Source organism: Microbacterium sp. CFBP 13617, assembly GCF_014839445.1.
Classification (GTDB): Bacteria; Actinomycetota; Actinomycetes; order Actinomycetales; family Microbacteriaceae; genus Microbacterium.
Window position 1 is genome coordinate 672,975 of sequence record NZ_JACYNW010000004.1, and the last position, 26,043, is coordinate 699,017.

At 71.1% G+C, this 26,043-nt stretch carries 27 protein-coding genes; 17 read left to right on the plus strand and 10 right to left on the minus strand.

Going from position 1 to position 26,043, the window contains the following annotated elements:
* Positions 1-23: 23 nt before the first annotated feature.
* Positions 24-1,226: a trans-sulfuration enzyme family protein gene (locus IFU40_RS15045; RefSeq protein WP_191926831.1), complete on the minus strand. Its 1,203-nt coding sequence runs from the start codon at positions 1,224-1,226 to the stop codon at positions 24-26.
* Positions 1,227-1,373: 147 nt separating this feature from the next.
* Between IFU40_RS15045 and IFU40_RS15050 the strand changes: the two genes are divergently transcribed.
* Positions 1,374-2,828 carry an amino acid permease gene (locus IFU40_RS15050; protein WP_191926832.1) on the plus strand — a complete coding sequence of 485 codons (1,455 nt, stop codon included), beginning with the start codon at positions 1,374-1,376 and terminating at the stop codon, positions 2,826-2,828.
* 231 nt (positions 2,829-3,059) lie between these two features.
* The gene (locus IFU40_RS15055) at positions 3,060-4,382 is read left to right on the plus strand and encodes a flavin monoamine oxidase family protein (RefSeq protein WP_191926833.1); all 1,323 of its coding nucleotides are present in this window, start codon (positions 3,060-3,062) and stop codon (positions 4,380-4,382) included.
* Between the two features lie 19 nt (positions 4,383-4,401).
* Here the strand turns inward: IFU40_RS15055 and IFU40_RS15060 are convergent, their stop codons facing one another.
* Together IFU40_RS15060 and IFU40_RS15065 are read right to left on the minus strand one after the other, a co-directional pair.
* A complete protein-coding gene (locus IFU40_RS15060) occupies positions 4,402-5,262 on the minus strand; it encodes a sulfurtransferase (RefSeq protein ID WP_191926834.1) in 861 nt (286 codons plus the stop codon).
* A gap of 29 nt (positions 5,263-5,291) precedes the next feature.
* Positions 5,292-5,792: a DUF4188 domain-containing protein gene (locus tag IFU40_RS15065; RefSeq protein ID WP_191926835.1), complete on the minus strand. Its 501-nt coding sequence runs from the start codon at positions 5,790-5,792 to the stop codon at positions 5,292-5,294.
* A gap of 70 nt (positions 5,793-5,862) precedes the next feature.
* Here IFU40_RS15065 and IFU40_RS15070 point away from each other — a divergent pair, with 70 nt between their 5' ends.
* Positions 5,863-6,471 carry a MerR family transcriptional regulator gene (locus IFU40_RS15070; RefSeq protein ID WP_191926836.1) on the plus strand — a complete coding sequence of 203 codons (609 nt, stop codon included), beginning with the start codon at positions 5,863-5,865 and terminating at the stop codon, positions 6,469-6,471.
* Positions 6,472-6,513: 42 nt separating this feature from the next.
* Here IFU40_RS15070 and IFU40_RS15075 read toward each other — a convergent pair whose 3' ends face one another.
* A complete protein-coding gene (locus IFU40_RS15075) occupies positions 6,514-6,804 on the minus strand; it encodes a DUF4287 domain-containing protein (RefSeq protein WP_055939000.1) in 291 nt (96 codons plus the stop codon).
* Between the two features lie 137 nt (positions 6,805-6,941).
* Here IFU40_RS15075 and IFU40_RS17265 point away from each other — a divergent pair, with 137 nt between their 5' ends.
* Together IFU40_RS17265 and IFU40_RS15085 are read left to right on the plus strand one after the other, a co-directional pair.
* Positions 6,942-7,913 (plus strand): GNAT family N-acetyltransferase, encoded by a 972-nt coding sequence (locus tag IFU40_RS17265; protein ID WP_191926837.1) that lies wholly within the window; start codon positions 6,942-6,944, stop codon positions 7,911-7,913.
* Entirely contained in the window at positions 7,910-9,712 is a 1,803-nt protein-coding gene (locus IFU40_RS15085) for a S16 family serine protease (RefSeq protein ID WP_191926838.1), read from the plus strand. Before IFU40_RS17265 ends, IFU40_RS15085 begins: the two co-directional genes overlap by 4 nt.
* Positions 9,713-9,748: 36 nt before the next feature.
* Here IFU40_RS15085 and IFU40_RS15090 read toward each other — a convergent pair whose 3' ends face one another.
* Positions 9,749-10,519, minus strand: coding sequence for a siderophore-interacting protein (locus IFU40_RS15090; protein ID WP_191926839.1), 771 nt, complete (start codon positions 10,517-10,519; stop codon positions 9,749-9,751).
* Positions 10,520-10,607: 88 nt separating this feature from the next.
* Here IFU40_RS15090 and IFU40_RS15095 point away from each other — a divergent pair, with 88 nt between their 5' ends.
* The 4 genes from IFU40_RS15095 to IFU40_RS15110 all read left to right on the plus strand — a co-directional run bounded on the left by IFU40_RS15095 (position 10,608) and on the right by IFU40_RS15110 (position 14,409).
* On the plus strand, positions 10,608-11,576 hold the full coding sequence (locus IFU40_RS15095) for a siderophore ABC transporter substrate-binding protein (RefSeq protein WP_191926840.1): 969 nt from the start codon (positions 10,608-10,610) through the stop codon (positions 11,574-11,576).
* A 74-nt stretch (positions 11,577-11,650) separates the two neighbouring features.
* On the plus strand, positions 11,651-12,616 hold the full coding sequence (locus IFU40_RS15100) for an ABC transporter permease (protein ID WP_191926841.1): 966 nt from the start codon (positions 11,651-11,653) through the stop codon (positions 12,614-12,616).
* Entirely contained in the window at positions 12,609-13,619 is a 1,011-nt protein-coding gene (locus IFU40_RS15105; RefSeq protein WP_342343543.1) for an iron chelate uptake ABC transporter family permease subunit, read from the plus strand. Before IFU40_RS15100 ends, IFU40_RS15105 begins: the two co-directional genes overlap by 8 nt.
* A gap of 31 nt (positions 13,620-13,650) precedes the next feature.
* Positions 13,651-14,409 (plus strand): iron ABC transporter ATP-binding protein, encoded by a 759-nt coding sequence (locus tag IFU40_RS15110; RefSeq protein WP_055839192.1) that lies wholly within the window; start codon positions 13,651-13,653, stop codon positions 14,407-14,409.
* A gap of 59 nt (positions 14,410-14,468) precedes the next feature.
* On the opposite strand, the gene IFU40_RS15115 is transcribed toward IFU40_RS15110, so the two are convergent.
* Entirely contained in the window at positions 14,469-14,690 is a 222-nt protein-coding gene (locus IFU40_RS15115; protein WP_055839190.1) for a hypothetical protein, read from the minus strand.
* A 74-nt stretch (positions 14,691-14,764) separates the two neighbouring features.
* On the opposite strand from IFU40_RS15115, the gene IFU40_RS15120 reads away from it, so the two are divergent.
* Positions 14,765-15,586, plus strand: coding sequence for a siderophore-interacting protein (locus tag IFU40_RS15120; RefSeq protein ID WP_191926843.1), 822 nt, complete (start codon positions 14,765-14,767; stop codon positions 15,584-15,586).
* Positions 15,587-15,653: 67 nt separating this feature from the next.
* On the opposite strand, the gene IFU40_RS15125 is transcribed toward IFU40_RS15120, so the two are convergent.
* The 3 genes from IFU40_RS15125 to IFU40_RS15135 form a co-directional block, all read right to left on the minus strand.
* Positions 15,654-16,067 carry a VOC family protein gene (locus IFU40_RS15125; RefSeq protein ID WP_191926844.1) on the minus strand — a complete coding sequence of 138 codons (414 nt, stop codon included), beginning with the start codon at positions 16,065-16,067 and terminating at the stop codon, positions 15,654-15,656.
* Positions 16,068-16,129: 62 nt separating this feature from the next.
* Positions 16,130-17,119: a DNA-3-methyladenine glycosylase family protein gene (locus IFU40_RS15130; protein WP_194717101.1), complete on the minus strand. Its 990-nt coding sequence runs from the start codon at positions 17,117-17,119 to the stop codon at positions 16,130-16,132.
* A 215-nt stretch (positions 17,120-17,334) separates the two neighbouring features.
* On the minus strand, positions 17,335-18,036 hold the full coding sequence (locus IFU40_RS15135) for a winged helix-turn-helix domain-containing protein (RefSeq protein ID WP_191926845.1): 702 nt from the start codon (positions 18,034-18,036) through the stop codon (positions 17,335-17,337).
* A gap of 433 nt (positions 18,037-18,469) precedes the next feature.
* On the opposite strand from IFU40_RS15135, the gene IFU40_RS15140 reads away from it, so the two are divergent.
* The 7 genes from IFU40_RS15140 to IFU40_RS15170 all read left to right on the plus strand — a co-directional run bounded on the left by IFU40_RS15140 (position 18,470) and on the right by IFU40_RS15170 (position 25,478).
* A complete protein-coding gene (locus IFU40_RS15140) occupies positions 18,470-18,769 on the plus strand; it encodes a GNAT family N-acetyltransferase (RefSeq protein WP_055839180.1) in 300 nt (99 codons plus the stop codon).
* 90 nt (positions 18,770-18,859) lie between these two features.
* Complete coding sequence (locus IFU40_RS15145; protein ID WP_055839177.1) at positions 18,860-19,069, plus strand: hypothetical protein; 210 nt, start codon at positions 18,860-18,862, stop codon at positions 19,067-19,069.
* A gap of 1 nt (position 19,070) precedes the next feature.
* On the plus strand, positions 19,071-19,391 hold the full coding sequence (locus IFU40_RS15150) for a hypothetical protein (protein WP_082509557.1): 321 nt from the start codon (positions 19,071-19,073) through the stop codon (positions 19,389-19,391).
* A gap of 68 nt (positions 19,392-19,459) precedes the next feature.
* On the plus strand, positions 19,460-20,614 hold the full coding sequence (locus tag IFU40_RS15155) for an exonuclease SbcCD subunit D (RefSeq protein ID WP_191926846.1): 1,155 nt from the start codon (positions 19,460-19,462) through the stop codon (positions 20,612-20,614).
* Positions 20,611-23,649 (plus strand): AAA family ATPase, encoded by a 3,039-nt coding sequence (locus IFU40_RS15160; protein WP_191926847.1) that lies wholly within the window; start codon positions 20,611-20,613, stop codon positions 23,647-23,649. Before IFU40_RS15155 ends, IFU40_RS15160 begins: the two co-directional genes overlap by 4 nt.
* A 9-nt stretch (positions 23,650-23,658) precedes the next feature.
* Positions 23,659-23,841 (plus strand): hypothetical protein, encoded by a 183-nt coding sequence (locus IFU40_RS15165; protein ID WP_055839166.1) that lies wholly within the window; start codon positions 23,659-23,661, stop codon positions 23,839-23,841.
* A 137-nt stretch (positions 23,842-23,978) separates the two neighbouring features.
* Positions 23,979-25,478: an MFS transporter gene (locus IFU40_RS15170; protein ID WP_235561635.1), complete on the plus strand. Its 1,500-nt coding sequence runs from the start codon at positions 23,979-23,981 to the stop codon at positions 25,476-25,478.
* Here the strand turns inward: IFU40_RS15170 and IFU40_RS15175 are convergent.
* The gene (locus IFU40_RS15175) at positions 25,466-26,023 is read right to left on the minus strand and encodes a phosphorylase family protein (RefSeq protein WP_070409328.1); all 558 of its coding nucleotides are present in this window, start codon (positions 26,021-26,023) and stop codon (positions 25,466-25,468) included. The two genes, IFU40_RS15170 and IFU40_RS15175, sit on opposite strands and share 13 nt — an antisense overlap.
* Between the last annotated feature and the right edge of the window lie 20 nt (positions 26,024-26,043).

Below are 26,043 nucleotides of genomic sequence, written 5' to 3' on the forward strand. Positions count from 1 at the left end.
GGACCTCCGCCGGCGCCACGGACTCAGAGCGCGGTCGCGTCCAACGCGGCGGAGAGATCCGCCATCAGGTCGTCGGCGTCTTCCAGGCCGACCGATAGGCGCAGGTGACCGTAACGTCGGAATTCCTCGGGATAGGTCGCGGTCCGCGGTCCCTCGGCCGCGGTGTGCACGATCAGGCTGTCCTCGTGTCCGAGCGAGAATCCCGACGTGATCAGGCGCAGGTGCGACACGAAGCGGTTCTGCGCGTCGGGGTCGCCCTCGACGGCGAACGCCATCATGCCGCCGAACTCGCGGCCGCCGAACTGCCGCGCGGCCACCTCGTGCTGCGGATGCGACGCCAACCCGGGGTACGCGACGAACGCCACCCGCGGATCGGCCTCGAGCATCTCGGCCACCCGTTGCGCCGACGCGAAATGCTGACGCAGTCGAAGCGGAAGCGTCACCGATCCGCGCTGGATCATCCAGGCGTTGAAGGGTGAGATGACGCCGCCCACGTCGACCATCGCGTCGCCCTTGATCGGGTCGATGAGATCGGCACGTCCGATCACGGCCCCGCCCATGGCATCGCCGTGTCCGTTGATGTACTTCGTCAACGAGTGCACGACCAGATCGGCGCCGTCGGTCAGCGGGCGGTAGAACGGCGGCGGCGTGAAGGTCGAATCGACCATCAGGATCGCCCCGGCCGCGTGCGTGATCTCGGCGAGCATCGCGATGTCGGCGACCTTCGTGGTCGGGTTGGCGACGGCCTCGACGCACACGAGACGCGTCTCAGGGCGCAGGGCGGCGCGGACGGCATCCGGATCCGTCACATCGACGAAAGTCGCGTGGATGCCGTACCGCTCGGGGAGCAGTTCGGTCCACAGTCGCCACGTCGCCTCGTAGACGACGTCGCTGACGACGACGTGATCGCCCACTTTCACGTGGGTGAAGAACACGGCGTGCAGAGCGGCGACGCCCGAGGCGAGGACCACCGCCGTCTCGCCCCCGTCGAGAGCGGCGAGCTTCGCCTCGAGCGCGGCCTGGTTCACCCCGGTGTTGCGGGTGTACAGGCCCGGCTCGTACGCCGACCAGCTGATCTCGCTCGGATCGTCGGGCAGGGCGAACGAGTTCGACATGACCAGCGGCGTCCTCAGCGCCCGAGTGCTGTCGAGCGTCTTCCCGCCGTGGACGGCCAGGCTCGCCTCTCCTAGTGAGTGGGCGTCGGTGCGATCGGGGCGCGTGGTCATCTCGGTGTCCTTCCCGTCCGCGCCGACGAGGGAGCGGCACCGCCTCAGCGTAGTGAGCGCGGTCGTGTCGGCGGCATCCATTACTCTGACCTGCGGCGCCCGCGAGTCCCGTCTGCCACCGGCTCGAGCACGAATGCGAGAACACCCATGAACCGACCCACGGGTCAGCCCCTCGAGCGCTCCGGTGCGGGCACGCCCGAACGCCACTTGCGGCGGGCGATGGATGCGCGCCACCTCGTGATGATCGCCCTCGGCGGCGTGATCGGGTCGGGACTCTTCCTCAGCTCGGGCTACACGATCCACCAGGCCGGTCCGCTGGGAGCCGTGCTCGCGTACCTGCTGGGCGCCTTCGTCGTCTGGCTGGTCATGGTGTGCCTGGGCGAGCTCGCCGTCGTCTATCCCGTCTCGGGGTCCATCCACATCTACGCGGCACGCACCATGGGGCCGGCGACGGGCTTCGTGACGGCGTGGCTGTACTGGCTGTGCTGGGTGGTCGCCCTCGGGTCGGAGTTCACGGCGTCCGGAATCCTCATGCAGCGTTGGTTCCCGACGGTCGACGTGTGGGTGTGGTGCCTGGTGTTCGCCGGCATCCTGTTCACGCTCAACGCGATCTCGGCGCGCGTGTTCGGTGAGACCGAGTTCTGGTTCGCACTCATCAAGGTGGTCGCGATCCTGGCGCTGATCGTGCTCGGCACGATGGCGATCTTCGGCTTCACGCCCCTGTCGACCACCCCTCACGAGGCCGTGTTGTTCAGCAACTTCGTGACCCCCGAGGGGCTGCTCCCCGCGGGTCTCGGCGGCGTGCTCGTCACCTCGCTCGCGGTGTTCTACGCCTTCAGCGGTGCCGAGCTCGTCGGCGTCGCCGCGGGCGAGACCAAGGACCCGGGTCGCAACATCCCCCGGGCACTCCGCTCGACCGTGCTGCGTCTGCTCGTGCTGTTCGTCTGCTCGATCACCGTCATCGCGGCCCTGCTGCCCTACGAGAAGGCCGGGCTCAGTTCGAGCCCGTTCGTCGACGTCTTCGAGTACGTCGGTGTGCCCTACGCGGCCGACATCATGAACTTCGTCGTCATCACCGCGCTGCTCTCGGTGGGTAACAGCGGTCTGTATTCGTGTGCGCGCATGCTGTTCTCGCTCGCCGAAGAAGGCTACGCGCCCCGCTCGTTCACGCGCCTCACCCGCCGCGGCATCCCGTTGGTCGCGCTGATCGTGAGCTTGGCCATCGGCCTGGTCTCGTTGATCTCCAGCGTGATCGCCGCCGAGACGGTGTACCTCGTGCTCGTGTCGATCGCCGGTTTCGCGGCGCTCGCGGTGTGGATGTCGATCGTGGCCGCGCAGTTCTTCCACCGCCGGGCGTTCCTGCGCGCGGGCGGAGACCTGTCGAGCCTCGCCTACCGCACACCGCTGTATCCGCTGGTGCCGATCCTCGCCTTCGTGCTGCTCACCGCGTCGATCGTGGCGATCGCCTTCGACCCGCAGCAGGTCGCGGCGCTGTACTTCGGCATCCCGTTCGTGGGCCTCTGCTACCTGTTCTTCTGGTGGCGTTACGGTCGTCGCGGCGTCAGACCCGCGGCGCTCGACGAAGAGGCGCCCGCCCCCTGACCCCCGGGCTCGGCGACGCCGGGCCCGTAGCGGCGTGCGCGATGTGGCACTCCGTTTCACTCGCGGGATCGGCCGAGGGTCGTCGTGCTCCGCGTGCGCGCGTTCCCGCTGTACGCGGTGTCCACTCCGACGCCATGGACGCTCCGTCGAGGCGGATGCCACCGGCTCTCCGCCCGCAGTACGGTCGCGGGAAGTCGGGTCGAGTGATCGGCCTGGAACGGGGGAGGACGCATGGACACTGTCGACACCATCGTCGTCGGCGCGGGGATCTCGGGCCTCGCCGCGGCGCGTCTGCTGGCCCGCGCCGGCCGCCGGGTCGTCGTGCTCGAGGCACGCGATCGGATCGGTGGGCGCGTCTTCTCGGACCGCTCTCACGGGCACGTCACCGACCGCGGGGCCTCGTGGATCCACGGCATCGACGACAGCCCGGTCGCCGAGGCCGCCCGCGCGTTCGGCATGCCGATGATGGAGTTCACCGTCGGGGGATACCAGCCCGACAGTCGCCCGCTGGCTTACTTCGACGCCGACGGCGAGCGACTCGACGACGACGCGGTGCGGCGGTACGCCGACGACATCCGCGCGCTGAACGCCGCCCTCGTCGAGATCATCGCCGACGCCGATCCGGATGCCAGCTATGCCGACGTCGTCGAGAAGGCGCTCGCCGCACAGGATTGGGATGCAGAACGGACGGAACGCGTACGCGAGTACAACGACCGCCGCGCCCAGGAGCAGTACGGCATCGGCATGGATGCCCTCGGCGCCCACGGCCTCGACGACGACACCGTCAACGGTGACGAGGTCGTGTTCCCGCACGGGTACGACGAACTCGCCCGGAACTTCGCCGACGGCCTCGACGTGCGCCTCGGACACCTCGTCTCGCGGGTGCACTGGTCGCCCGACGGCGTGCGGGTCGACACCGACCACGGCACCTTCACCGCCGCCCGGGCCGTCGTCACGGTTCCGGTCGGAGTCCTGCACGCCGGCGACGTCGTGTTCGAGCCCGAGCTTCCCGCTCGTCATCGCCGCGCCCTGGACCTCGTGCGCATGAACGCCTTCGAGAAGGTCGTGCTGCGTTTCGACGAAAGATTCTGGGATGCCGGGGTCTACGGCATCCGTCAGCTCGGCGACGAGGGGGAGTGGTGGCACTCCTGGTACGACATCGGGCGACTCCACGACGAGCACGCGCTGCTCACCTTCGCGGCGGGCCCGGCCGCCGTCGCGACGCGGGAGTGGACCGATGCCGAGATCGTCGCCTCGACCGTGGCGCAGCTGCGGCGCCTGTACGGCGATGTCGTCGCGGAACCGACCAGCGCCATCGTGACGCGCTGGCAGGACGACCCGTTCTCGCGCGGTTCCTACGCGTACATGCTGCCGGGATCGGTCGGTGCCGACCACGACGATCTCGCCGAGCCCGTCGGCGGGGTGCTGCACCTCGCGGGGGAGGCGACCTGGGGCGACGATCCGGCCACCGTCCCCGGCGCGATGCTGTCGGGCCATCGCGCCGCGCAGAACGTGCTCGGTCACGACATCCCGGTGAGCGACCTCTGGTCTTAGCCCGTCGGCGGCGCCGGTCTCAGCGCGGTGCGGGTCCCGTCTGCACCGGCAGCTCCGGGTGGTTCGACCACTGGCTCCACGACCCCGGGAAGACGCGCGGCTCGAACCCGGCGAGGGTCAGCGCCACCGCCTGGTGGGCCGCCGTCACACCGGAGCCGCAGTACACGCCCACCGACATGCCGTCCTCGGCGCCGAGCATGCGGAACCGCGACCGCAACGCGTCGGGCGTGTGGAAACGCCCGTCGGCGTCGACGTTCTCGGTCGTCGGCGCACTGATCGCCCCGGGAATGTGTCCCGCCCGCGGGTCGATCGGCTCCACCTCGCCGCGATAACGCTCCGCGGCGCGCGCGTCGAGCAGCAGGGAGTCGTCGGCGAACGCGCCCACCTCGCCCAGCTCGAGCGACGGCAGCGCGCCGTAGGCGAGGTCGATGTCGCCCGGCGTCGGGATCGCCGCGTCCCCGGTCTCACGGTCGAATCCGGCCTCGGTCCATGCCCGCCACGCCCCGTCGAGCAGGCGCACGTCGGCGACGCCCGCGAACCGCAGCAGCCACCACGCGCGGGCACTGGACATGTTGTTCAGGTCGTCGTAGACGACGACCGTGTCGCCGGCATCGATGCCCCACCGTCGGGCGGCGTTCTGCAACGCCTCGACCGGGGGGAGCGGATGCCGGCCCTCGGTCGCCGCTCCGTGCGCGGCGAGATCGTGGTCGAGGTCGACGTACTGCGCCCCCGGGACGTGGCCGGCGCGGTAATCCGGCCGTCCGTCCGGTCGATCGAGGCGCCAGCGTACGTCGAGGACGCGCACGGGACCGCCGTCGGGGAACGCGCCGGCCGAGAGGGCGGCCTGCAGGTCGGACGCGGTGACGAGGATGCGGCTCATTCTCCCAGTATGCGAGTGCCGGGCCCGTGTCATTCGGTCCCCGCCGTACGCGGGGTGGCGCCATCGGCGACGCGCGCGCGGGCGCCGTCGTGTCGCGCGCCGACGGGAACGATCGAGGTCGCCCGGGGCAACCCCATCGCGGGGGTGTCGACGTAGATCGACTCCGCCCGTTCGACCACGTACGTCTCGTGCCAGATGCCCACGGCGCCCTCGGCCGTGCGTGCCCGCTTGTTGAACCGCGACCACGCGGGGCGGTGGGCCTGCCCCGGCGCCGACGCGTACGAGTAGAGCTTCTCGAGCGACGACCAGTACTGCACGAGGTACGGGCCCCGCGCACCCAGCAGAACGGTGAATCCCTTCAGCCCCGATTCGGGGTCGGTGCTCAGCTCGCGCAGCATCGGGCCCATCTCGCCGAGGATCGGCATCCATTTGTCGGGGCGGTACCAGCGGTTGATCGTCATGCCGATGTGGAAGACGACGAGTTCGCCCTCGTGGTGGTGGGTCATGCGACCGCGGAGAAGGGATGCCATGGCTCGTCCTTACTGGATAGTGGTGCTATCTAGTGTTGGATAGTCTTGCTATCGAGTCAAGGGGGAAGTGATGCGCATCTCGGAATTGGCGATGACGAGCGGGGTCTCCGTCCCGACGATCAAGTACTACCTCCGTGAGAAGCTCCTGCCCGAGGGGGAGCGCACCTCGCCCACGCAGGCCTCGTACGGCGAGGCCCACCTGCAGCGCCTCGGGGTGATTCGTGCCCTCGTCGACGCGGGAGTCGGGATCGCGGGCGTGCGCCGCGTCGTCACGGTGCTCGAGGATCCGCCGCAGAACCCCTACGACCTGCTCGGCGCCGCCAACGCCGCGGTGACCCCCGAGATCACCGCGGATGTCGACCTCACCGAGGCCACCGCACTGCTCGTGCGCATGGGGGGCAGCCCCGAGAAATGCTTCCCCGACCAGATCGCGGCCGTGGCCCACGCGTTGGCCGCTCTGGATCGCGCCGGGTTCACGGTGCCGGAAGCGGTGATGTCGGCGTACGTCGAACACCTGTCGGCGATCGGTGAGGCCGAGCTCGCCGCGACGCCCGACACCTCCCTCGAGGATGCGGTGCGCTACGTCGTGCTGGGAACGGCGCTGGTCGAACCGCTCGTGCTGGCCCTTCGGCGGGTGGCCGAGCAGATCGCCGCCTCGCGACGGTTCGGCGCCGGCTGACCCGTACCGCGCGTGCGGCGGCCGGGTCGTCGCGCCCGCGCGTCAGCCGTTCGGATTCGTCGCTGCTCCGTCGAGCCAGAGCGTGTCGCTCGCATCGCCGTGGGGACCGGCCCGACCGACGTGGGCGTCGGAGATCCTCGGCCCCTTCGTGATGACGTGCACGAGCGCCATCCCGTGACCGCGACCGAGGTCGTAATCGTCTTTGAGCCACTGCAGGATGGGCGTCGCCTTCGTTCCGGCGCCGAACCCTCGTTCTTCGGCGAGGGCGACGAACTGTCGCGGGGTGAGGCCCGTCTTGGTCTCGATGTTGTCGAGGTACGACTGGAAGGACATGACCGGAGGTTAGCGTCCGCCTCCGACATTGGTCTAGGTCCTTCGAGCCGCATCAGAGCGATGCCGCGCTGGTTCGGCCGCCTCGCGGCTCGCGGCCCCGGTGCGACGATGTCGGGCGCCCGCGATACGGTCGGATGATGGCCGTCATCCTGCACCGGGCGCCCGTCGCCGAGATCGACCCCCGCACCCTCTACCGCATCCTCTGGCTGCGCGTGGCGGTGTTCGTCGTCGAGCAAGAGGCCGCGTACCCCGAGATCGACGGCCGAGACATCGAAGAGGGGTCGGAGCTGCTCTGGGCGACCGAGGGCGACGACGTCCTGGCGACCCTCCGCCTGCTGCGTGAGCCCGCCAACACGCGCATCGGTCGCGTCGCCACCGCGACCGCCGCACGCGGGCGCGGTATCGCGGCCGACCTCATGCGCGCCGCCGTCGACGTGCTCGACGCCGAGGCTCCCGGCATCCCGATCCTGCTCGACGCGCAGGCGCACCTCGCCCCCTGGTACGCCCGCTTCGGCTTCGTCGTGTCGGGGCCGCCGTTCGCCGAAGACGGTATTCCGCACCTGCCCATGCGGCGCACCCGCCTCGCCACCGATCGCCTGGTGCTGCGCGATTGGACCCGCTTCGACGAGGACCGCGCGTTCCTGTTCGACATGTACCGTCGGCCCGAGGTGCGGCGGTACCTCGGCACCGGAGACGTGATGACCGACACCGCCGAGGTCGACGCCCTGCTCGATCGTTGGGTCGGTCTGGCCGACGGCATCCTGGGGGTGCGTGCCGTCGAGACGACCGACGGTCGCCGCCTCGGCTCGGTGCTGCTGAAGCGCATCCCGTGGTCGTCCGGGGCGGGCGACGGTCGGCCCGAAGACATCGAGATCGGTTGGCACTTCCACCCCGACGCGTGGGGGGCCGGCTACGCCACCGAAGCGGCCTCGGCCGTGCGCGCGCTCGCCGAACGCCAGGGGATCCGTGGTCTCGTCGCGGTGACGAACCCGGCGAACACCGCGTCGGGTGCGGTCGCCGAACGCATCGGCCTGCGCCCGGCGGGCGAGACGCGCGACTACTACAACGCCACCTGCGCCCTGTACGTCGGGCTCGGCGGCGACGCGTGAGGTTCCGTCCGCTCGTCACCACCGCACTCGCCCTCGTCTGCGTGGTCGTGCTCGCGGGGTGCGACCTGCGGTTCTCGCTCGGTTTCGGTACGGGATCCGACGGCTCGTTCGATGGGGACGAGATCACGGTCCCGGTGCTGTACGCCCACGGCGCGAAGGGCGGCGTCACCTCCCAGCGCATCACCGCGGCCTCGGCCGACGGCGGCGATCTGAGCATCGACATCACCGAGAACGACGTCTCGGGGGTCGCCCCCGTCACCCAGTCCGCGACCTGGACCGCCGTCGCCGCGGCGACGCTGCTCACCGGCGCCCGTCCCGACACCGCCTACACCTTCGGCCTCGACGCGCGCATCGACACTCCCGGGGCCGGCGCCGTCACCGCGGTCGGGGTGCTGGCGCTGTACTACGGCACCGAGGTGCAGCCCGGGGTCGCGCTCGCCGGTGGGGTCACCCCCTTCGGAACGGTGAGCCCCGTCGCCGGACTGCCGGAACAGGTGTCGGCGGCGATCGAGGCCGGCGGAATCGACACGATCCTCGTGCCCGCGGGGCAGCGCATCGCGGTCGACGCCGACGGGGCGGCCGTCGACCTCGACCAGCTCGCGGCGACGGGCGGAATGACGATCGCCGAGGTCGCCGACGTCGCGAGCGCCTACGCGGTCATGACCGGCGAAGACCTTCCCGAGGCGTCGTTCCCCACCCCGGCGGCCTCGCCGACGCCGCTGCCCAGCGCGACGGAGGGCTCCGAGTCACTCGCCGACGCACCCGGGTCAGAGGCCATTGCCGCCGCCGTCGACGACGCGCGAGCGCGGGCCGACACCGCCCTCGCTGCAACGGTCGACGACGCCCGAGCGGTACCCGCGCGAGCGGCCCTCGCCCGCGCGCAGGCTCTGCGCGAGGCGGGTGACGAGGCCGGCGCGCTGTCGGCTGCGGTGTCGGCGGCCGACCTCGCCGCGGTCGCGGCGGCCTCCGCGGTCTCGGTCGAGGACGCGATGGCATCCGCCACGGCGACGCGCGCGGCGGCCGCCGAGCTCCTCGCGACGTGGGCCCAGAACCCGCCCGACACCCTCGACGTGGCCGACCTCGCCCTCGAGGGCATCGGTGCTGCGGCAGAGGCGTACGCGCTGGCCGGGTACGCCGGCAGCGCCCTGGCGGAGCAGCCTGCGTCGGACGACGCCGACGACGGCGACCTCGAGGGGGGACGCACCGCCTCGGCGCTGGCATCGTCGTCGCTGGCGACGGCGCAGGCGAGCATCGACCGTCGCGACGTCGCCGATGACGGCGCGGGAGCGCTCGACCGCGACGCCGACCTCGACGGTCTCGCGTCGCTCCTGCGTCGCGCGGCGATCGCGGCCTCCGACGCCTACGACGCGCGAGCCGGAGACGGTCCCGTCGCCGCCGATGATCTGGCCGCCCTCCGTTCCCGAGCGCTCGCGGCGTCGCGCGACGACCTCGCGGCGCTCGCCGGCGACGACGGCAGCTGGCTCGCCGTGGCGATCGCGACGCTGTCGTTCGCACGCAGTACCCCACCGCTGCTGGCGCAATCCCGCGTCCGCGTCCCCGACGGGGTCGACCCGGCCGTCGCCGTGCAGCAGCGGATCGCGGTGGGCGACGAGTACGCCGTACGCGCGGTCGAGGCGCTCGCCGACGCCGGCGCCGCGGTGCCTCTCGTGCGTGGAGCGCTCGCGGACGCGACCGCCACCGCCGTCGCGTCGCCCACGCCGGGCGCCTCGACGGTCTACGCCACCCCGTTCCTTCGGGCCCGCGTGTTGGCGTTCGCCGCCGGGGTGGAGCGCGACTGAGTCGATGACCGGCCGCGTGATCGGCCGAGTCCCGCGTCAGTGCGGAGCGTGGTACTCGGCTGTGCCGCGCTTCCAGTAGCCCTTCACGACGGTCGCGGCGGGGTCGCCCGACCACCGGTCGAGAAGCAGGGCGCGCCCCGCGCGGACGATCGCCTGCTCCGCCGCGACGAAGCCGAACACGCACCCGTCGGGCTGCTCCTCGATGTCGAGCGCGTCGAGCCAGTCGGCGAGCTCCGCGCCGGGTGCGCGATCGCCGCGGTGCACCTGCACGACCTCCACGCCCGCGGGAGCGGCGACCGGGAGGTCGTGCGCGGCGTCGGGCACCTCGATCGCGATGCGGCCCACGGCGTCGTCGTCCATCGCCGCCGCGAAGCGACGGATCGCCGGAACGGCCGTCTCGTCGCCGGCGAGCAACCACGCATCGGGTCGGCCGACCAGCACCAGGGATCCGCGGGGTCCGCCGACGCCCGCCGGGGCGCCGAGGGGAGCGTGCTCGGCCCACCGGCTGCCGACGCCGTTCGCGTGCAGGGCGACGTCGATGTCGAGCCAGCCCGCCGCGGCGTCCCAGCTCACCGGCGTGTACTCGCGGTTGGGGGAGTCGCGCAGGTCGTCGGTGGGCGTGGCCGGGAAGAACACGCGGATGTGATCGTCGGCCCCCGGGGAGTCGAATCCGCGCAACTCCGCGCCCTCCAGGCGCAGGCGCACGTACGCCGGGGTCAGGAAGGTGCGGCGCGCGAGGGTCGCGGAGCGGAACACCAGCTCGTGACGGCGGGGCTCCAGACGGGCTCCGAGGGTCGGGTTCGACATCTTCACAAAGCTAAGGCTAACCTAACTTCTCGACCCGTCTCGGCATTCCCGTCGCGGCTCGAACCGACACAGCACTGGAGAGATTCGCATGAGTATCCGCCTGTTCCGTCCCCTCGCCGCCGCCTCCCTTGTGGCCACCCTCGCGCTCACCGGCTGCGCCGCGGGTGCTGCCGCCCCCGGCGACACCCCCGCCGCCGCGACCACCGTCACAGTCGAGGACAACCACGGCTCGATCGAGGTGCCCGTCGCGCCCGAGCGCGTGGTCGCGCTCGACAACACGACGTTCCAGACTCTCAGTGACTGGGGTGTCACGCTCGTCGCTGCACCCAAGCCGCTCATGTACGACCTGTGGCCCTCGCTGTCGGGCGGCGACGAGGTGCTCGATGTGGGTCTGCACCGCGAGCCCGACATCGAAGCCGTCCTGGCGGCCGAGCCCGACCTCATCGTCGGGGGCTACCGCTTCCGTGAGATCTACGCGCAGCTCAAGGACATCCAGCCCGCGACGATCGAGACGAGCCCGCGCGACGGTCAGGATCACATGACCGAGCTGAAGCGTCAGACGGCCATCCTCGGCCAGGTGTTCGACAAGAACGACGAGGCCACCCAGCTCTCCGCCGACCTGGATGCCGCGATCGCCGACGCCCGTGCGGCCTACGACCCGTCGCAGAGCGTCATGGGCCTCATCACCTCGGGCGGCAAGATCGCCTACGCCGCGCCCGGCGAGGGTCGGGGCGTCGGCACGCTGTTCCCGACTCTCGGCCTGACCCCCGCGCTCGAACGCTCCGCCGAGGATGCGTCGCACGGCGACGACATCAGCGTCGAGGCCATCGCCGCGGCGAACCCGGAGTGGCTCTTCGTGCTCGACCGCGACGCGATGTTCGGCGAAGACGGCTACGTCTCGGCGAAGGACCTCATCGACAACGCCGAAGCGCTGAAGAACGTCCCCGCCGTCCAGAAGGACCAGGTCGTCTACCTCGACGGCAGCTTCTACCTCGACGAGGGCATCCAGGCGTACACGAAGCTCTACCGCTCGGCCGCCGAGGCCTTCGCCTCCTGAAGCCCGACCCCACCCCCGCTCGCGCGACGGGTCGAGAATCCGACCCCTCGCGCGAGCGGGGAGGGAGGGATGCCATGACCGCCACCGCCCTCCGCCCTCGTGCGCGGCTCGCGTTGCCCGCCGCTTTCGCAGGCGTCGCCGCCCTCGTCGTGCTCTCGCTGTTCGTCGGCGTCTACGACATCGCCGGCGACGGCTTCGGCGCCGAGATGTTCCTCATCTCGCGCGTGCCCCGCACCCTCGCGCTCGTGCTCGCCGGCTGCGCGATGGCCGTGTCCGGCCTCATCATGCAGTTGCTCACGCAGAACCGTTTCGTCGAACCGTCGACCACGGGCACGTCCGAGTGGGCCGCGCTGGGGCTGCTGGTCACGGTGCTCGTCGCCCCGGCCGCGCCTCTTCCGGTGCGCATGGTCGCGGCATCCGTCGCCGCCTTCGTCGGGACGATGGTCTTCATCGGCATCCTGCAGCGCATCTCGCTGCGTTCCTCGCTCGTCGTGCCGCTCATCGGGATCATGCTCGGCGCCGTCATCTCGGCGTTCACCACCTACCTCGCCGTCTCGACGAACTCGCTGCAGATGCTCGGCACCTGGTTCATGGGCAGCTTCACCTCGATCGTCCGCGGACGCTACGAAGTGCTGTGGATCGTCGCGCTCATCGTCGTGCTCGTGTTCCTCTACGCCGACCGCATCACCGTCGCCGGTCTCGGCCGCGACCTCGCGACCTCGGTGGGCCTCGACCACACCCGCGTCCTGCTCGTCGGCACCGCCCTCGTCGCCGTCGCCACGGGAGTGACGACCGTGGTCGTGGGCTTCCTCCCCTTCCTCGGGCTCGTCGTTCCCAACCTCGTGTCGATGTGGCGCGGCGACAACGCGCGCGCGAACCTCCCCTGGGTGTGCCTCGGGGGAGTCGCGGTCGTCGTCGTCTGCGACATCGTCGGCCGTGTCGTAAGGATGCCGTTCGAGGTGCCCGTCTCGATGATCCTCGGCGTGGTCGGCTCCGCGGTGTTCATCACGCTGCTGCTGAGGATGCGTGCCCGTGGCTGAGATCCTGACCCGCCCCGCGCCCGCCCGCGCGGCCCGCCGTCGGCGGATCGGCCTGCGTTTCGGCATCCTGGCCCTCATCGTGATCGTGGCCGCCGTCGGCGTGCTCACGTGGAACGTGCCGGGCGTGCCCGGCTCGCGGGGGTTCTGGATCGCGGTGAACCTGCGCGTGGTGAGCGTCGCCACGATCGCCCTCGTCGCCTGTTGCCAGGCGGTGGCGACCGTGCTGTTCCACACCGCCACCGCCAACCGCATCCTGACGCCGTCGATCATGGGTTTCGACGCTCTGTACGTCGTGATGCAGACCGCGTTGGTGTTCTTCTTCGGCAGCGCCGCCCTGTCGGCGACCGACGGGCTGCTCAAAGTCGTCGTGCAGAGCGTGCTCATGGTGGGCTTCGCGACGCTCCTGTACGGCTGGTTGTTCGCGGGTCGCCGCGGCAACCTGCACATCATGCTGCTCGTCGGCGTCGTGCTGGGGGTCGGCTTCGGCTCGCTCTCGACCGTCATGCAACGACTGCTCACCCCCAGCGACTTCGACATCCTCTCTGCCCGCCTGTTCGGCAACCTGTCGAACTCGGATGCCGAGTACCTCCCGTGGGGAGCCCTGGTCGTCGCCGTGGTGCTCGCTCTCGTCTGGCGCGCCCGTCACCGACTCGATGTGCTGGCGCTGGGACGCGACACCTCGCTCAACCTCGGCCTGGCCTACCGTCGCGAGGTGATCGGGATGCTGGTCCTGGTCGCGGTGCTCATCTCGGTCTCGACGACGATGGTGGGACCCATGACGTTCTTCGGCTTCATCGTCGCCACCCTGGCGTACCAACTCGCCGGCAGCTCGCAGCACCGGGTCGTGCTGCCCTTCGCCGTGCTCCTCGGCATGGCGTCGCTGCTCGGCGGGTACTTCGTGCTGCGCCACGTGTTCTACGCCGCGGGCATGCTCTCGATCATCATCGAGTTCGTCGGTGGCGTGTTCTTCCTGGTCTACCTGCTGCGAAAGGGAAGTCTCTGATGCTCTCCTGCTCACCGGGGCGGTACGTCTCGTGATCTCCCTCACCGACGTCACCATGACCTACGGCGACCTGACCGTCCTGGGTCCCGTGACCCTCGACATCCCCGCCGGCGGCATCACGGCCCTCGTCGGCCCGAACGGCGCGGGCAAATCGACCCTGCTGACGATCGTGGGGCGCCTGGCGACCGCCACGAGCGGCCGCGCCACGATCGCGGGCAACGACGTCACCACCACGCCGGGTCGTGCCCTGGCGAAGATCGTGTCGATCCTGCGTCAGGAGAACCACTTCGTCACCCGCCTCACCGTGCGCGAGCTCGTGGGTTTCGGGCGCTTCCCGCACTCGCAGGGGCGCCTCACCGCCGAGGACCACGTGAAGATCGACGAGGCCATCGCGTTCCTCGATCTCACCGAGCTGTCGGGCCGCTACCTCGACCAGCTCTCGGGCGGGCAACGGCAACGCGCCTACGTCGCGATGGTGCTCGCTCAGGACACCGACTACATCCTGCTCGACGAGCCGCTCAACAACCTCGACATGAAGCACGCCGTGGCGATGATGGGCCAGCTCCGTCGCGCGGTCGACGAACTGGGCAAGACCATCGTCATCGTCGTCCACGACATCAACTTCGCCGCGGCCTACGCCGATCGCATCGTCGCGCTCGCCGACGGGCAGGTCGTGCACGTCGGGACCCCCGACGAACTCATGACCCCGACGACGCTCGAGCAGGTGTTCGGCACCCCCGTCGACGTGCGCCGAGACGGACCCTATCCGCTGGCGGTCTACTACCGATGACCTGCACGCACCGCCGCCGCCCCGGCGTGCGCAGCGGGGAACGCCCGCGCGGGGGCGTCTTACAGCTGGATGCCGTTGTCGGGATCGTTGACGCCGACGTTGCGCCCTCGGCTGGATTCGTAGGCGATGAGCCACCCCACCGACACCGCCGCGGCGATGACGACACCGAGCCACACGTTCTGCCACACGAGTCCGAACAGGATGCCGAGACCCAGCAGCAGCAGGGTGCCGAGGATCCAGTACGTGCGTCCGCGCGGCCAGCCGGTCCCTGTCTGCATCATGCGCCCAGCCTAGGCGGCCGCGCGCGTCCGCGCCGGTCGTCGCCCACCCGTCCCCGAGAGAACGAGGAAGCCCGATGACCACACGCGTGAAGCCCGAGAAGAGCGAGCTGCTCACCCTGCACGTCCTGCGCCGGCAGCGGCTGTCGCCGTCGTTCGCCCGCGTCACCCTGGGCGGCGACGATCTCGCGCGCTTCGTGCCCCTCGGTCGCGACCAGTGGTTCCGCCTCTTCCTCCCGGTCGCCGAAGGCACCCTGACCCGCCTCCCGCAGCGCCTCGACTCGTTCGCGTACCTGCGGTACCTGGCGATCGCGAAAACGGAACGCCCGGTTCTGCGCAACTACACCGTCGCCGACTTCCGCCCGGCGGGGGAGCAGCTGGCGGAGCTCGACGTCGACTTCGTCCTGCACGGATCCGCCGCCGAGGGGACGGCGGGTCCGGCAGCAACGTGGGCCGAGACGTGCGCCCCGGGAGACGCCGTCGCCATCCTCGACGAGGGGGTGCTGTTCACCCCGCCCGCCGATCTCGCCGGCCCGATCGCCCTCGTCGGCGACGAGACCGCGCTGCCGGCGCTCGCCGGCATTCTGGCGTCGCTCGATCCCGCCGCGACGGGGACGGCCGTCGTCGAGGTTCCGGATGCCGGCGATGTGCGAACACTCGCCGCCCCGGACGGCGTCGACGTGCGGTGGGTCGTGCGCGCCGATCCGCACGCGACGCCGGGAGTGGCCGCGCGCGACGCGGCGACCGAGGCGGCGCCGGGTGATGGACTCCCGGCCTACGCGTGGGTGGCGGGCGAGCAGTCGCTGGTCAGCGCGATGCGTCGGCACTGGGTGCGGGCGGGCGTCGACAAACGGGCGATCTCGTTCACCGGCTATTGGCGGGCCCCGCGCGGACACTGACCCGGGGGGTCGGCGACGACCGCCGCCTCCCTGTGCCGCCCGCGGGGGGCGCCGCGCGTGCGCAGGCTCACTCCGCTTCGGCGATGACGACCATCCACGCGATCCCGAAGCGGTCGACGAGCGTGCCGTAGCGACCGCCCCAGGGAGGGGTGTCGAGCGGCATCTCGACCGTGCCGTCGACGGCGAGGGCCTCGAACCACCCCTCGAGCTTCTGCTCGTCGTCGCCGGTGAGCGCGATCGAGAACCCCGCCGCCGGCGTGTGGGGCATCTCGCTCGGAACATCGGATGCCATGAGCACGAAGCCGTCGTCGGTCCGCAGCCGCGCGTGCATGGTCAGCTGACCTTCGCCCTCACCGACCGGCATGCCGAAATCGTCGAACGAGGCGACGTCGAGCTGACCGCCGAAGACGCTGCGGTAGAACTCCATGGCCTCGCGGGTCTGGGAGCGGAAGTTCAGGTAGGTGATGAGCGCTGTCGTCATGGGGCCAGTGTGGCCCGCGCCACCGACATTGTCACCGTTGGTCCCGGGCTCGAGACGTCGACTCAGCGATCGCGGTGATCTTCGGGGTGCAGCCGCGGGCCGCGACGCGGTTCGAGGCCCGACCCGGCGTAGATCAACCGGATGACACGCTGACGGTGACCGGCGAACGGCTCGAGCAACTCGAGCATGCCGTCGTCGTCGGTGCGATGGCCCGTCAGCGCGAAACCGACCTGGTGGGCGAGGTGGTAGTCGCCCACGCTCACGGCATCCGGATCTCCGAACGCGCGGATGCGCGTTTCGGCGCTCGTCCAGATGCCGACGCCGCGCAGGCTGATGAAGACGCGGTCGCGGGCCTCGCCGTCGACCGCGGCGCTCGCCGCGCGCACGATCGTCGGGCCTCGACGCGCGGTCTCGACGATGGTCCGCGATTGCGGCGGCTCGAGGCCGGCCCGGTGCCAGGCCCACGACGGAACGTGGCGCCATCCCTCGATGTCGGGGGGAGCGAACAGGGGCCGCGGAGGGGGACCCGGTGCGCGCTCGCCGTACCAGGTGACGACGCTGCGCCAGGCCGAGAAGGCCTGCATGCTCGTGACCTTCTGCTCCATGATGGCGCTGACCAGGGCGTCGAACACCAGGTCGGTGCGGCCGATGCGCAGGTCGGGGTGCCGCCGGTGCCATTCGGCGACCAGGGGATGCCGGGAGGCGTCGAACCCGTCGGCCTCGTCGAGCTTTCCGCACAGCGCCGGCAGTTGGTCGATCGCCCACTCGGCGCCCGGTCCCCAGGCGGCGGCACGCACGGAACCGCCCATGCTCTGTCGGAGAGCCAGGGTCGCGACGCCGAGGGGCGTGCGGCTGGCCCGCCACACGACGCCTCCGTCGCGCAGGGGCGCCGTGGCGAAGAACGTGGGGTCGTTACGACCGTGCCGCTGCGCCGAGACCGCGCGACCGATGTCGACGGGCCGCGCGGGACGGTATTCCGACTCGATCGGGCGATCCGCGACGACCGGCGATTCGCGCGGTGACTGCCGCGCGCGCACCCCGGTCGATCTCATGCCGACACCCTACGTCGGCCCTCCGACATCGCGGCATCCGGGATGCCGTGGGGCCGTGGGGTTCGCGGCGCCGGTCGCGGCTGGTGTTCGGCTCATCTGCATGACCGAGCCATCCGCTCGCGTCCTTACACTCCCTCCCGTGCACTCCAGCCCCACCGATCATGCAGACTGACCGCGACCAGTGCGCACAGAACACCGGATGCGGCGGCGAGCGATCAGAAGCGGTCGGGCGAGGGGGTGCCGTGGCCGTAACGGATCGAGACGTCGGCGTGCCGGTCGAAGCGGTACCCGACGCCGCGGACCGTGCGCACGATGTCCTCGTAGGCGCCGAGCTTCGCACGCAGGCGCCGCACGTGCACGTCGATGGTGCGTTCGCCCGGGGCGTCGTCGTCGGTCGAGCCCTCCCACAGCGAAGCCACCAGTTCGGTGCGTTCGATCGTGCGCCCCTCGCGCAGCACGAGGTACTGCAACAGCTCGAACTCCTTGAAGGTGAAGGCGGCCGACTCGCCGTCGATGAGCACGCGCTTGCGCGAGATGTCGACGACCACGCCGCCGGGGGCACGGTCTTCTTCGACGGGTTCGTCCTTGGTGCGGGCGACGGCCGACGGCTCGTGCAGCGCGAGACGGACGACGTCGACGTCGCGGCCACCGGCGCCGGCCGGGGCGAGGGCCACCGTGGCGTAGGTCTCGGCGGCGGGGGCGAGCTCGCTGAGCGTGCGGCGGAGGGCCTCGACGAGGGTGCCGAGGCTGACACCGGCGGCGGCGGCCTTCTCTTCGTCGATGCCGACGTAGAGGGCGAAGCCGCGGGGGGCGGTCCCGGCGACGGGGCGCGGGGCGGCGGGTGCTTCGGCGGGGGCGGAAGCCTGCGTACGGACGGCGGAGGGCTGGGTGCGGTCGAGAACGGCGGAGATCGACATGAGTGATGAAGTCCTTGGGTGGTGAACCCGTGCGTCACGATGCGGGGTTCAGCGGGAGGTGAGGGCCGAGAGGGCCGGGGTGCGGTGTCGGGGTACGCGTGATCGACGCGGACGCCAGACGACCGGGGGACGAGGTCGGCGTTCAGAAACCGAGGTCGTCCGTACGAGGGGTCGCGGTTAGCGGCACATTCGACAACACATGACAACGCGGCCGGGCATCATCATGCCGGCAGTCCTGTTCGCCTCCCGGGCGGACAGAGAACGCGCGTTGACAGTCATGGGGGGATTATGACGCACCGAGTCGGATCGCGTCAAATCGAGCGATCGTGTGCCCCGTTGCGCATCATGCGCGATGTTCGTCGCGCACACGCGCACAATCCGAGCATTCTGCTGCATCGGCGCCCGGAGTCGCGAAGCGGCGTACCCTCGCGGAATGGCCGACCTGCACTTCGCCGATGACAAGACCGCCTCGCGATTCACCCTGCACGACGGCGACGACCTCGTGTCGGTGCTCGACTATCGCGACGACGGGCGCACCATCGCCCTCACGCGCGCGTTCACCATTCCCACTTTCCGTGGGCATGGGTACGCCGGTGTGGTGACCGAACGCGCCGTCGACGCGATCGAGGCGGCCGGTGGCCGCCGGATCCTGCCGGTGTGCTGGTACGTGGGGGAGTGGTTCGAGGCCCATCCGGAACGCGCCGGCCTCCTGCATACGCGGCCGTCCGCCTGAGGCGACGCCTATGCAGGAGCCGCAATGCCGTCAACCCCCGCTGCGGGGGACGGTGGCGCCGCGATGCTGGAGAGGTCGAAAGGGGAAGTCATGACAGACGACCGCGACCTGCCCGAGGGTGTCATCAACGCCGACCCGCCCGGTGGCTGGGAGAGTGGTGCCGTCGCCGACGGCGAGACCGCTCAGCAGAACGAGAACGCGAAGGGTTCGCCGCGCCTCAACGACGCCGAGCCCTCGGACCCGATCGAGGGGGATGCCGCCAGCCAGGGCATCGACCCCGACTTGAGCACGGAGGACTGACATGTCGGACGAGACCCGAGCCCCGCAACCTTCCGCCGGTCCCGACGGTGGCGCGTCGCCCGCCGACTCCGTGGGCGGTGCCGTGCACGAGGAGAGCAAGCGTCCCGCGCGCCCCGACGAGCAGTCGGAGCCGATGATGGACACCCACCCCACCGACGACGAGGCCCGCATCGCCGGCGTCGTGGTCCAGACCCGCGCCGACGTCGGCGGCAAGAGCGACGAGCGCGTCGCCGACGTCCTGCGTCAGCGTTTCGCCGACATCGGTCTCGATCTCGGAGACGACCGCATCCGCGCCCTCGTCGCCGAGGTCAACGGGGCCTGACAACCGATCGACGGNCAGGCAGGCGTTTGCTGCGAGCCGATGTCGGAGGTGCGACGTACCGTGTCTGCATGCGCATCCTGCACACCTCGGACTGGCACATCGGGCGATCGTTCCACGGGCACTCGACGCTCGACGCCCTGCGCGGCGTGCTCGATGCCCTCGTCGTCCAGGTCCGCGAGAACGACGTCGACGTGGTCATCGTCGCGGGCGACGTCTTCGACTCGGCCACTCCCGCAGCCGCGTGCTACCCGCTCCTGTCCCACACCCTGGCGGCGGTGACCGACGCGGGCGCCCGCGTCGTGGTCACCAGCGGCAACCACGATTCCGCCGCCCGTCTCGGCTTCCAATCGGCGCTGTTGCGCGACGACATCACCGTCGTCACCGATCCGCTGTCGGTGGGAACGCCGGTCACCGTGCACGACGAGCACGGGCCGGTCCACATCTACGGCATCCCCTACCTCGAACCCGCCATCGTGCGTCACCTGTGGGAGGGCGTCGAGCTGCGCAGCCAGGCGCAGACGATGGCGCACGCCCTCGACCTCGTGCGCGACGATCTGGCCGAACGCGGCGGCCGCTCCGTCGTCGCGGCGCACTGCTTCGCCGCGGGAGTGGAGGCCACCCCCGGCGTCGAGCGCGAGATCCGTCAGGGCGGCCTCGACGTCGTTCCCCTCTCGGCCTTCGACGGGCCCGACTATGTCGCGCTCGGGCACATCCACGGCCGGCAGCAGCTGTCCGATCGCGTGCGGTACGCGGGAGCACCGGTGCACTACAGCTTCGGCGAGGCGGGCAAACCGCGTGGTTCGTGGCTGGTTGAGCTCGACGGCGACGGTCTCGCCGACGTGCGGTGGCTCGATCTGCCCGTTCCGCGCCCCCTCGTCACCCTGCGTGCTTCTCTCGACGACCTCCTCTCCGACGAACGTTTCGACGGCCACGACGAGCACTGGGTGCGCGCCGAGTACACCGACGCGACTCCTCAGCCCGATCCCATGCGACGGCTGCAGGCACGATTCCCGTGGTGCGCCACCGTCGCGCACGTTCCGGCCGAGACCCGGGCCGACGACGGCGTCGGTTACGCGAGACGCGTGCGGGCGGCCCGCGACGACGCCGAAGTCATCGACGCGTTCCTCGCTCACGTGCGCGAGGGCGAGGGTGCCACCGAGGCCGAGCGATCCCTCATCCGCGAGGTCCTCGACACCCGAGCGGTCTCCGAGGCGCGCGCATGAAGCTCCACCGGCTCGAACTCGAGGGTTTCGGCCCGTTCCTCGACACGCAGGCGGTCGACTTCGACGCCTTCGCCGACGACGGCATCTTCCTCATCACGGGGCGCACGGGGGCGGGTAAGTCGAGCGTGCTCGACGGCGTCTGCTACGCCCTGTACGGGGGCGTGCCCCGCTACGACGGAGCGGAACGGCGCCTGCGCAGCGACCACTGCACCCCCGACGACCCGACGCGCGTCACGCTCGAGTTCAGCGCCGATGGCGAGAAATGGCGCATCACCCGCTCGCCCGAGTTCGAGCGGCCCAAGCGCCGTGGCGGCGGCACCACGAAAGAGCCGCACCGCGCCCTTCTCGAGGTGCAGACCCCGCAGGGCTGGACCGGCGTCGCGGCCCGCCCCGTCGACGTGGCGACCCGCCTCGACGAGATCGTGGGGCTGAGTCAGCAGCAGTTCCTCCAGGTCATCCTGCTGGCGCAGAACCGTTTCGCTCGATTCCTCCTGGCCAAGAACGACGAGCGACTGACGCTTCTGCGCACCCTGTTCGGCACGCGTTCGTTCGAGCAGTACACCGCAGATCTCGACGAACGTCGCAAGCGCGCCCAGGTGCGCCTCGCCGCCGAGGGGATCGAGGTCTCGACCCTCCTCGACGAGGCCGAGCGTCTGGCGGCGGAACTCGACGGCGGTGCCCCCGACTCCGAGGTCACGTCGTCGTCCGGCGATTCCCCGGCGTCCGACGACGCCCCCCGCGCCGTCGCCGACAGGCTGGCGTTCGTCGTCCGCGCCGTCGAGAGGGCCGCCTACCTCGTCGATACCCTCGCCCGAGATCGAGAGTCGGCCGATGCGGGTTTCGATGCGGCTCTCACGGCGGAACGCGAGGCCGCCACGCTGCACGAGCGTCAGCGCGACCGCGTGCGCGTGCGCCGGGAGCTCGCCACCCTCGAGGCGCAGAGCGACGCGGTCGAGCGCGCGCGCGACGAAGCGGCCGCGGCGGCCGCGGCCGAGGCGCTCCGGGCGACGGTCGACGCCGCGGAGCGGGCCGCGACCGCGGTGACCGCCGCAGAGAAGCGTCACGGGACAGCCCTCGACCGTGCGCGCGCCCTGGGTGAAGGCGACGCCGACACCGACGACGCCCTCGCCGCACGTGACGATGAGCTGACGGCACTGCTCGCCCAGGCCGAGGCCGCGCGTGTCGCCGAACAGCAACTGGTCGACGCCGACGCCGCGGTCGCGCAGGCCACCGCGCGCGTGCAGACGCTCGAGCGGCAGCGCGACGCCCTCGTCGAGGGACGCCGCGAGGTGCCCGACCTGCTCCAGACGCTCGACGAGCGCCTCACCACCCTCCAGGGCGCCCCCGACCGGCGACAGGCCGCGCTGGCAGCTCGCGACGAGGCTCGACGTCGGCTGGATGCCGCTCACCAGGCGTCGCGACTGCTCGAACAGCGCGACCAGGCCGACCTCTCCTCTCTCGTCCGCGCCGACGATCTGCAGCGCGCGGTCGACGCGTGGACGACGCTGCTGCGGCGTCGCCTGGCGGGCGCCGCCGCAGAACTCGCCCACGAGCTCGTCGACGGAGAACCGTGCTCCGTCTGCGGCTCCCGAGAGCACCCGGCCCCCGCCGTGGGCGGCGACGCCTCGGTCACCGACGAGCAGATCGCCGCCGCCGAAGATCGCAAGAACGCCGCGGTCGACGCCGACCGGCTCGCCTCCGACGCCGCCCGGATCGCCCGCGACGACCACGCTCTCGCCGCCGCTCGGGCGGGAGGAGACAGCGTCGCGACCCTGACCGACCGCCTCGCCACGGCCGAGACCGTGCTCGCGAGCGCTCTCGCCGACGTCGCCGACCTCGAGCATCTTCAGGCGGAGCGGGCGCGTGCCGTCGAGATCGACGTGGCCATCGCGGCGCGGATCGAGAGCCTGACGGCCGACCTCGCCACGGCGCGGCAGGATGCCGCCCTCGCGCAGCAGCGAGGCGACGCCCTGCGCGACGACGTGCGTCGGGCGCGCGGCGACTTCGCGACCGTCACCGAGCGACAGAACGACCTGCGGTCGCATCGGACGGCGGTGCGCGACCTGCTGACCGCGCGCGCCGATCTGGTCGCCGCGCGGGCCGCGCTCCTCGACGCCCGGACGACCCTCGACGACCTCGTGGCCGACACCTCGTTCGACGACATCGACGCGGTCGTCGGCGCCCTGCGGCCCGCCGCCGACCGCCGACGTCTCGACGCGCTCGTCGCCGAGCACGCGACGGCGATCACGTCCGCCCGTCAGCGCCTGTTCGACCTGGAACTGGCGCTCGTCGACGCGAGCGACGAGCCGCTCGATCTCGCGCCGTTCACCGCCTCCGTGCGGCAGGCGCGCGAGTCCGTGCAGCAGGCCGCCGCCGCGCACGCCGAGGCGCGGACTCTCGCTGACCGTCTGCGAGGCCTCGCCCAGCGCGCCGATGCCGGACACTCGGCCATCGCGGAGCTGGCCGAAGAGCACGCGGTCGTCGCCCGTCTGGCGGATACCCTCGCCGGACGCGCGCCCAACACCCGCCGCATGACGCTCGAGACCTTCGTGCTGGCCGCCGAGCTCGAAGAGATCGTCGTGGCCGCCAACCTGCGTCTCGAGCAGATGTCGTCGGGCCGCTACCGACTCCAGCACACCGACGCGCTCGCGGCCCGCGGGGCCGCCAGCGGGCTCGGGCTCGAGATCATGGACGCCTTCACCGGCCAGTGCCGTCCGCCGCACTCGCTCTCGGGCGGTGAGACCTTCCTGACGTCGCTCGCTTTGGCCCTCGGGCTCGCAGAGGTGGTCACGGCCCGGGCGGGGGGCATCCGGCTCGACACCCTCTTCATCGACGAAGGCTTCGGCTCGCTCGACGACGACACCCTCGATCTCGCCATGCGCACCCTCGACGAGCTGCGGCAAGGCGGCCGTACCGTGGGCGTCATCAGCCACGTGGCGTCGATGAGAGACCAGTTGCCCGCGCAGTTGCAGGTGACCGCGACACCGAGGGGACCGAGCGTCATCTCCCAGGATGCCGCCCTGCTCCCCGCCTAGGCTGGTCACATGCGCAAGAGCACCCTCTGGACCATCCTCGGCGTCATCGTCGCCGTGGTCATCGCCTGGGTCGTCGTGAACATCCTCCTGTCGATCCTCGCGTTCGCGTTCCGGGTGGTCGCCGTGGCGATCGTCGCGGTGATCGTGTTCTTCATCCTGCGCGCGGTCTTCGCTCGTCGCGACATCGACTGAGCGCGCGGAAGGCTCGGCGCCCCGGTCCTCGGGCGCCGGCGGCCCGCCGAGCGAGATCGTCCGCGATCACGGTGCCGGCGGGACGGTCCACGCAAGCCCGACCGTCGTGTCCGACCCCCGGAGTAGCGTGGCACGCGATGTCTGATCAGCCCCCTGCCCCCTCGGGCTCCGCCCATCCCCCCACGCGCGATATCGTCCTGTCGTCGAAGCATCGCTGGCGTGCCTATTGGGTCGCCGTGGCGGTCGCCGCGCTCACGATCCTCGACCTCACCAAGGTGAACGTCGCCCTGCCCTCGATCGAGGCGGCGTTGAACGCCGGGCCGACCGAGTTGCAGCTCGTGGTGTCGGGCTACATCCTCACCTTCGGTCTCGTGCTGGTGCCCGCCGGTCGTCTCGGAGACCTGCGCTCCCGGCGCGTGCTGTTCCTCGTCGGCCTGTCGCTGTTCCTCGTCACGAGCCTGGCGTGCGCCCTCGCCCCCAACACCGGAGTGCTGCTGGTCGCCCGGCTGCTGCAGGGGGTGGCCGCCGGCATCCAGATGCCGCAGGTCCTCGGGCTGGTGCAGCAGCTGTTCCAGGGCAAAGAACGCGGTCGCGCCTTCGGACTGTTCGGGGCCACCATCGGCATCGCCACCGCGTTCGGTCCCACGCTCGGCGGTCTGCTCATCGCCCTGGGAGGCGAGACCGACGGCTGGCGTCTGATCTTCTGGATCAACATCCCGCTCGTCGCGATCGTCATCGCCCTGGCCGCCTGGTTGCTGCCCGACACCCGCACCAAGTCGCGTCGCAAGCTCGACCTCGACCCCGTCGGCGTGCTGCTGTTCGCGCTCACGATCCTGGCCCTCATGTGGCCGTTCCTCTTCACCACGGGTGCGCCCGGCGACGATCCCCGCCGCTGGTGGCTGCTCGTGGTGTCGGTCGTCTTCGCCGCCGGCTTCGTGTTCTGGGAGCGCCGGTACGCGGATCGGGGCGGGATGCCGCTCATGCCGTTCTCGATCTTCGGTCTGTCGTCGTATCGGAACGGTGTGCTGATCTCGACCGCGTACTTCGCTGCGATCCCCGCGATGTTCCTGCTCGGCACCCTTTTCCTGCAGGGCGGGCTGGGACTCGAACCCGTGTTCGCAGGCATGGTGACGATCGGGTTCGCGGTCGCATCGGCGTGGAGCTCGTGGATCGGCGGCAATCTGGTCACGCGTCTGGGGCGCCCGCTGGTGGTGTGGGGCATCCTGGGCATGGTCGCCACGGCCGCCGGTCTCGTGCTGGTCGCGTTGTTCACCGCACCCGAGTGGACGCCGTGGGCGATGGCCGGGGTGATGGTCGTCGGCGGGTTCGCCGGCGGTCTGGTGATCTCGCCCAATCAGACCCTCACGCTCGCCGACATTCCCGTCACCAGCGGGGGTGTCGCGGGCTCGGTGGGTCAGTTGGGACAACGCATCGGCACCGCCGTGGGCACGGCCATCGCGCTCGCACTTTTCTACGCGACGGTCTATCGCGAGCAGGACACCGCCGACATGACGGTGGTCTACCACGACGCCTACGCGTCCGGCATGATCACCGTGGGCGTCTTCCTGGGTATCGCGCTGATCGTGGGCGTCGGCGATCTGGCGGGTCGGGCTCGCTCGGGGTCTCAGACCCCGTAGAGCTCGCCGACTTTCGCGCGCAGCTCGTGGCTGCAGCGCTCGACGACGACATCCCACAGTTCGGTCGCGCCGTCTTGCGCGCGGTCCGAGACGGCCCGCAGGATGCGGATCGGCACGTCGAACTGCTGCGCGACCCAGATGAGCGCGTACGACTCCATGTCGACCAGCCGCGCTCCGAGGCCGCGAATGAGCCGAACCGCCTCGGCGTCGTCGACGAAGTGGTCGCCGGTGGCGATGACGAGCCCTTCGGCGCCGGTGTCCACCCGCGTCGGCAGTGACACGTGCTCGCCGAACGTCCCGTCGAGCCCCTTCACGTCGTGCTGGATGGCTCCGGCGATCTCGTAGATGCCCCCCTCGACGTCATCGTCGATCGCCCCCGCCGTGCCGACGACGACGATCTCGTCGTAGTCGCCCTCGCAAAGGGCGCGTGTGAGGGCGTAGGCCGCGGGGATCTTCCCCACGCCCGTCAGCAGCCGGGTGAAGCCGGGGATGTCCTCCTCGAAGGCGACGAGTTCGGACACATGGGCGGCGACGAGGAGCTTCACCCCTCCATTGTCGTCGATGA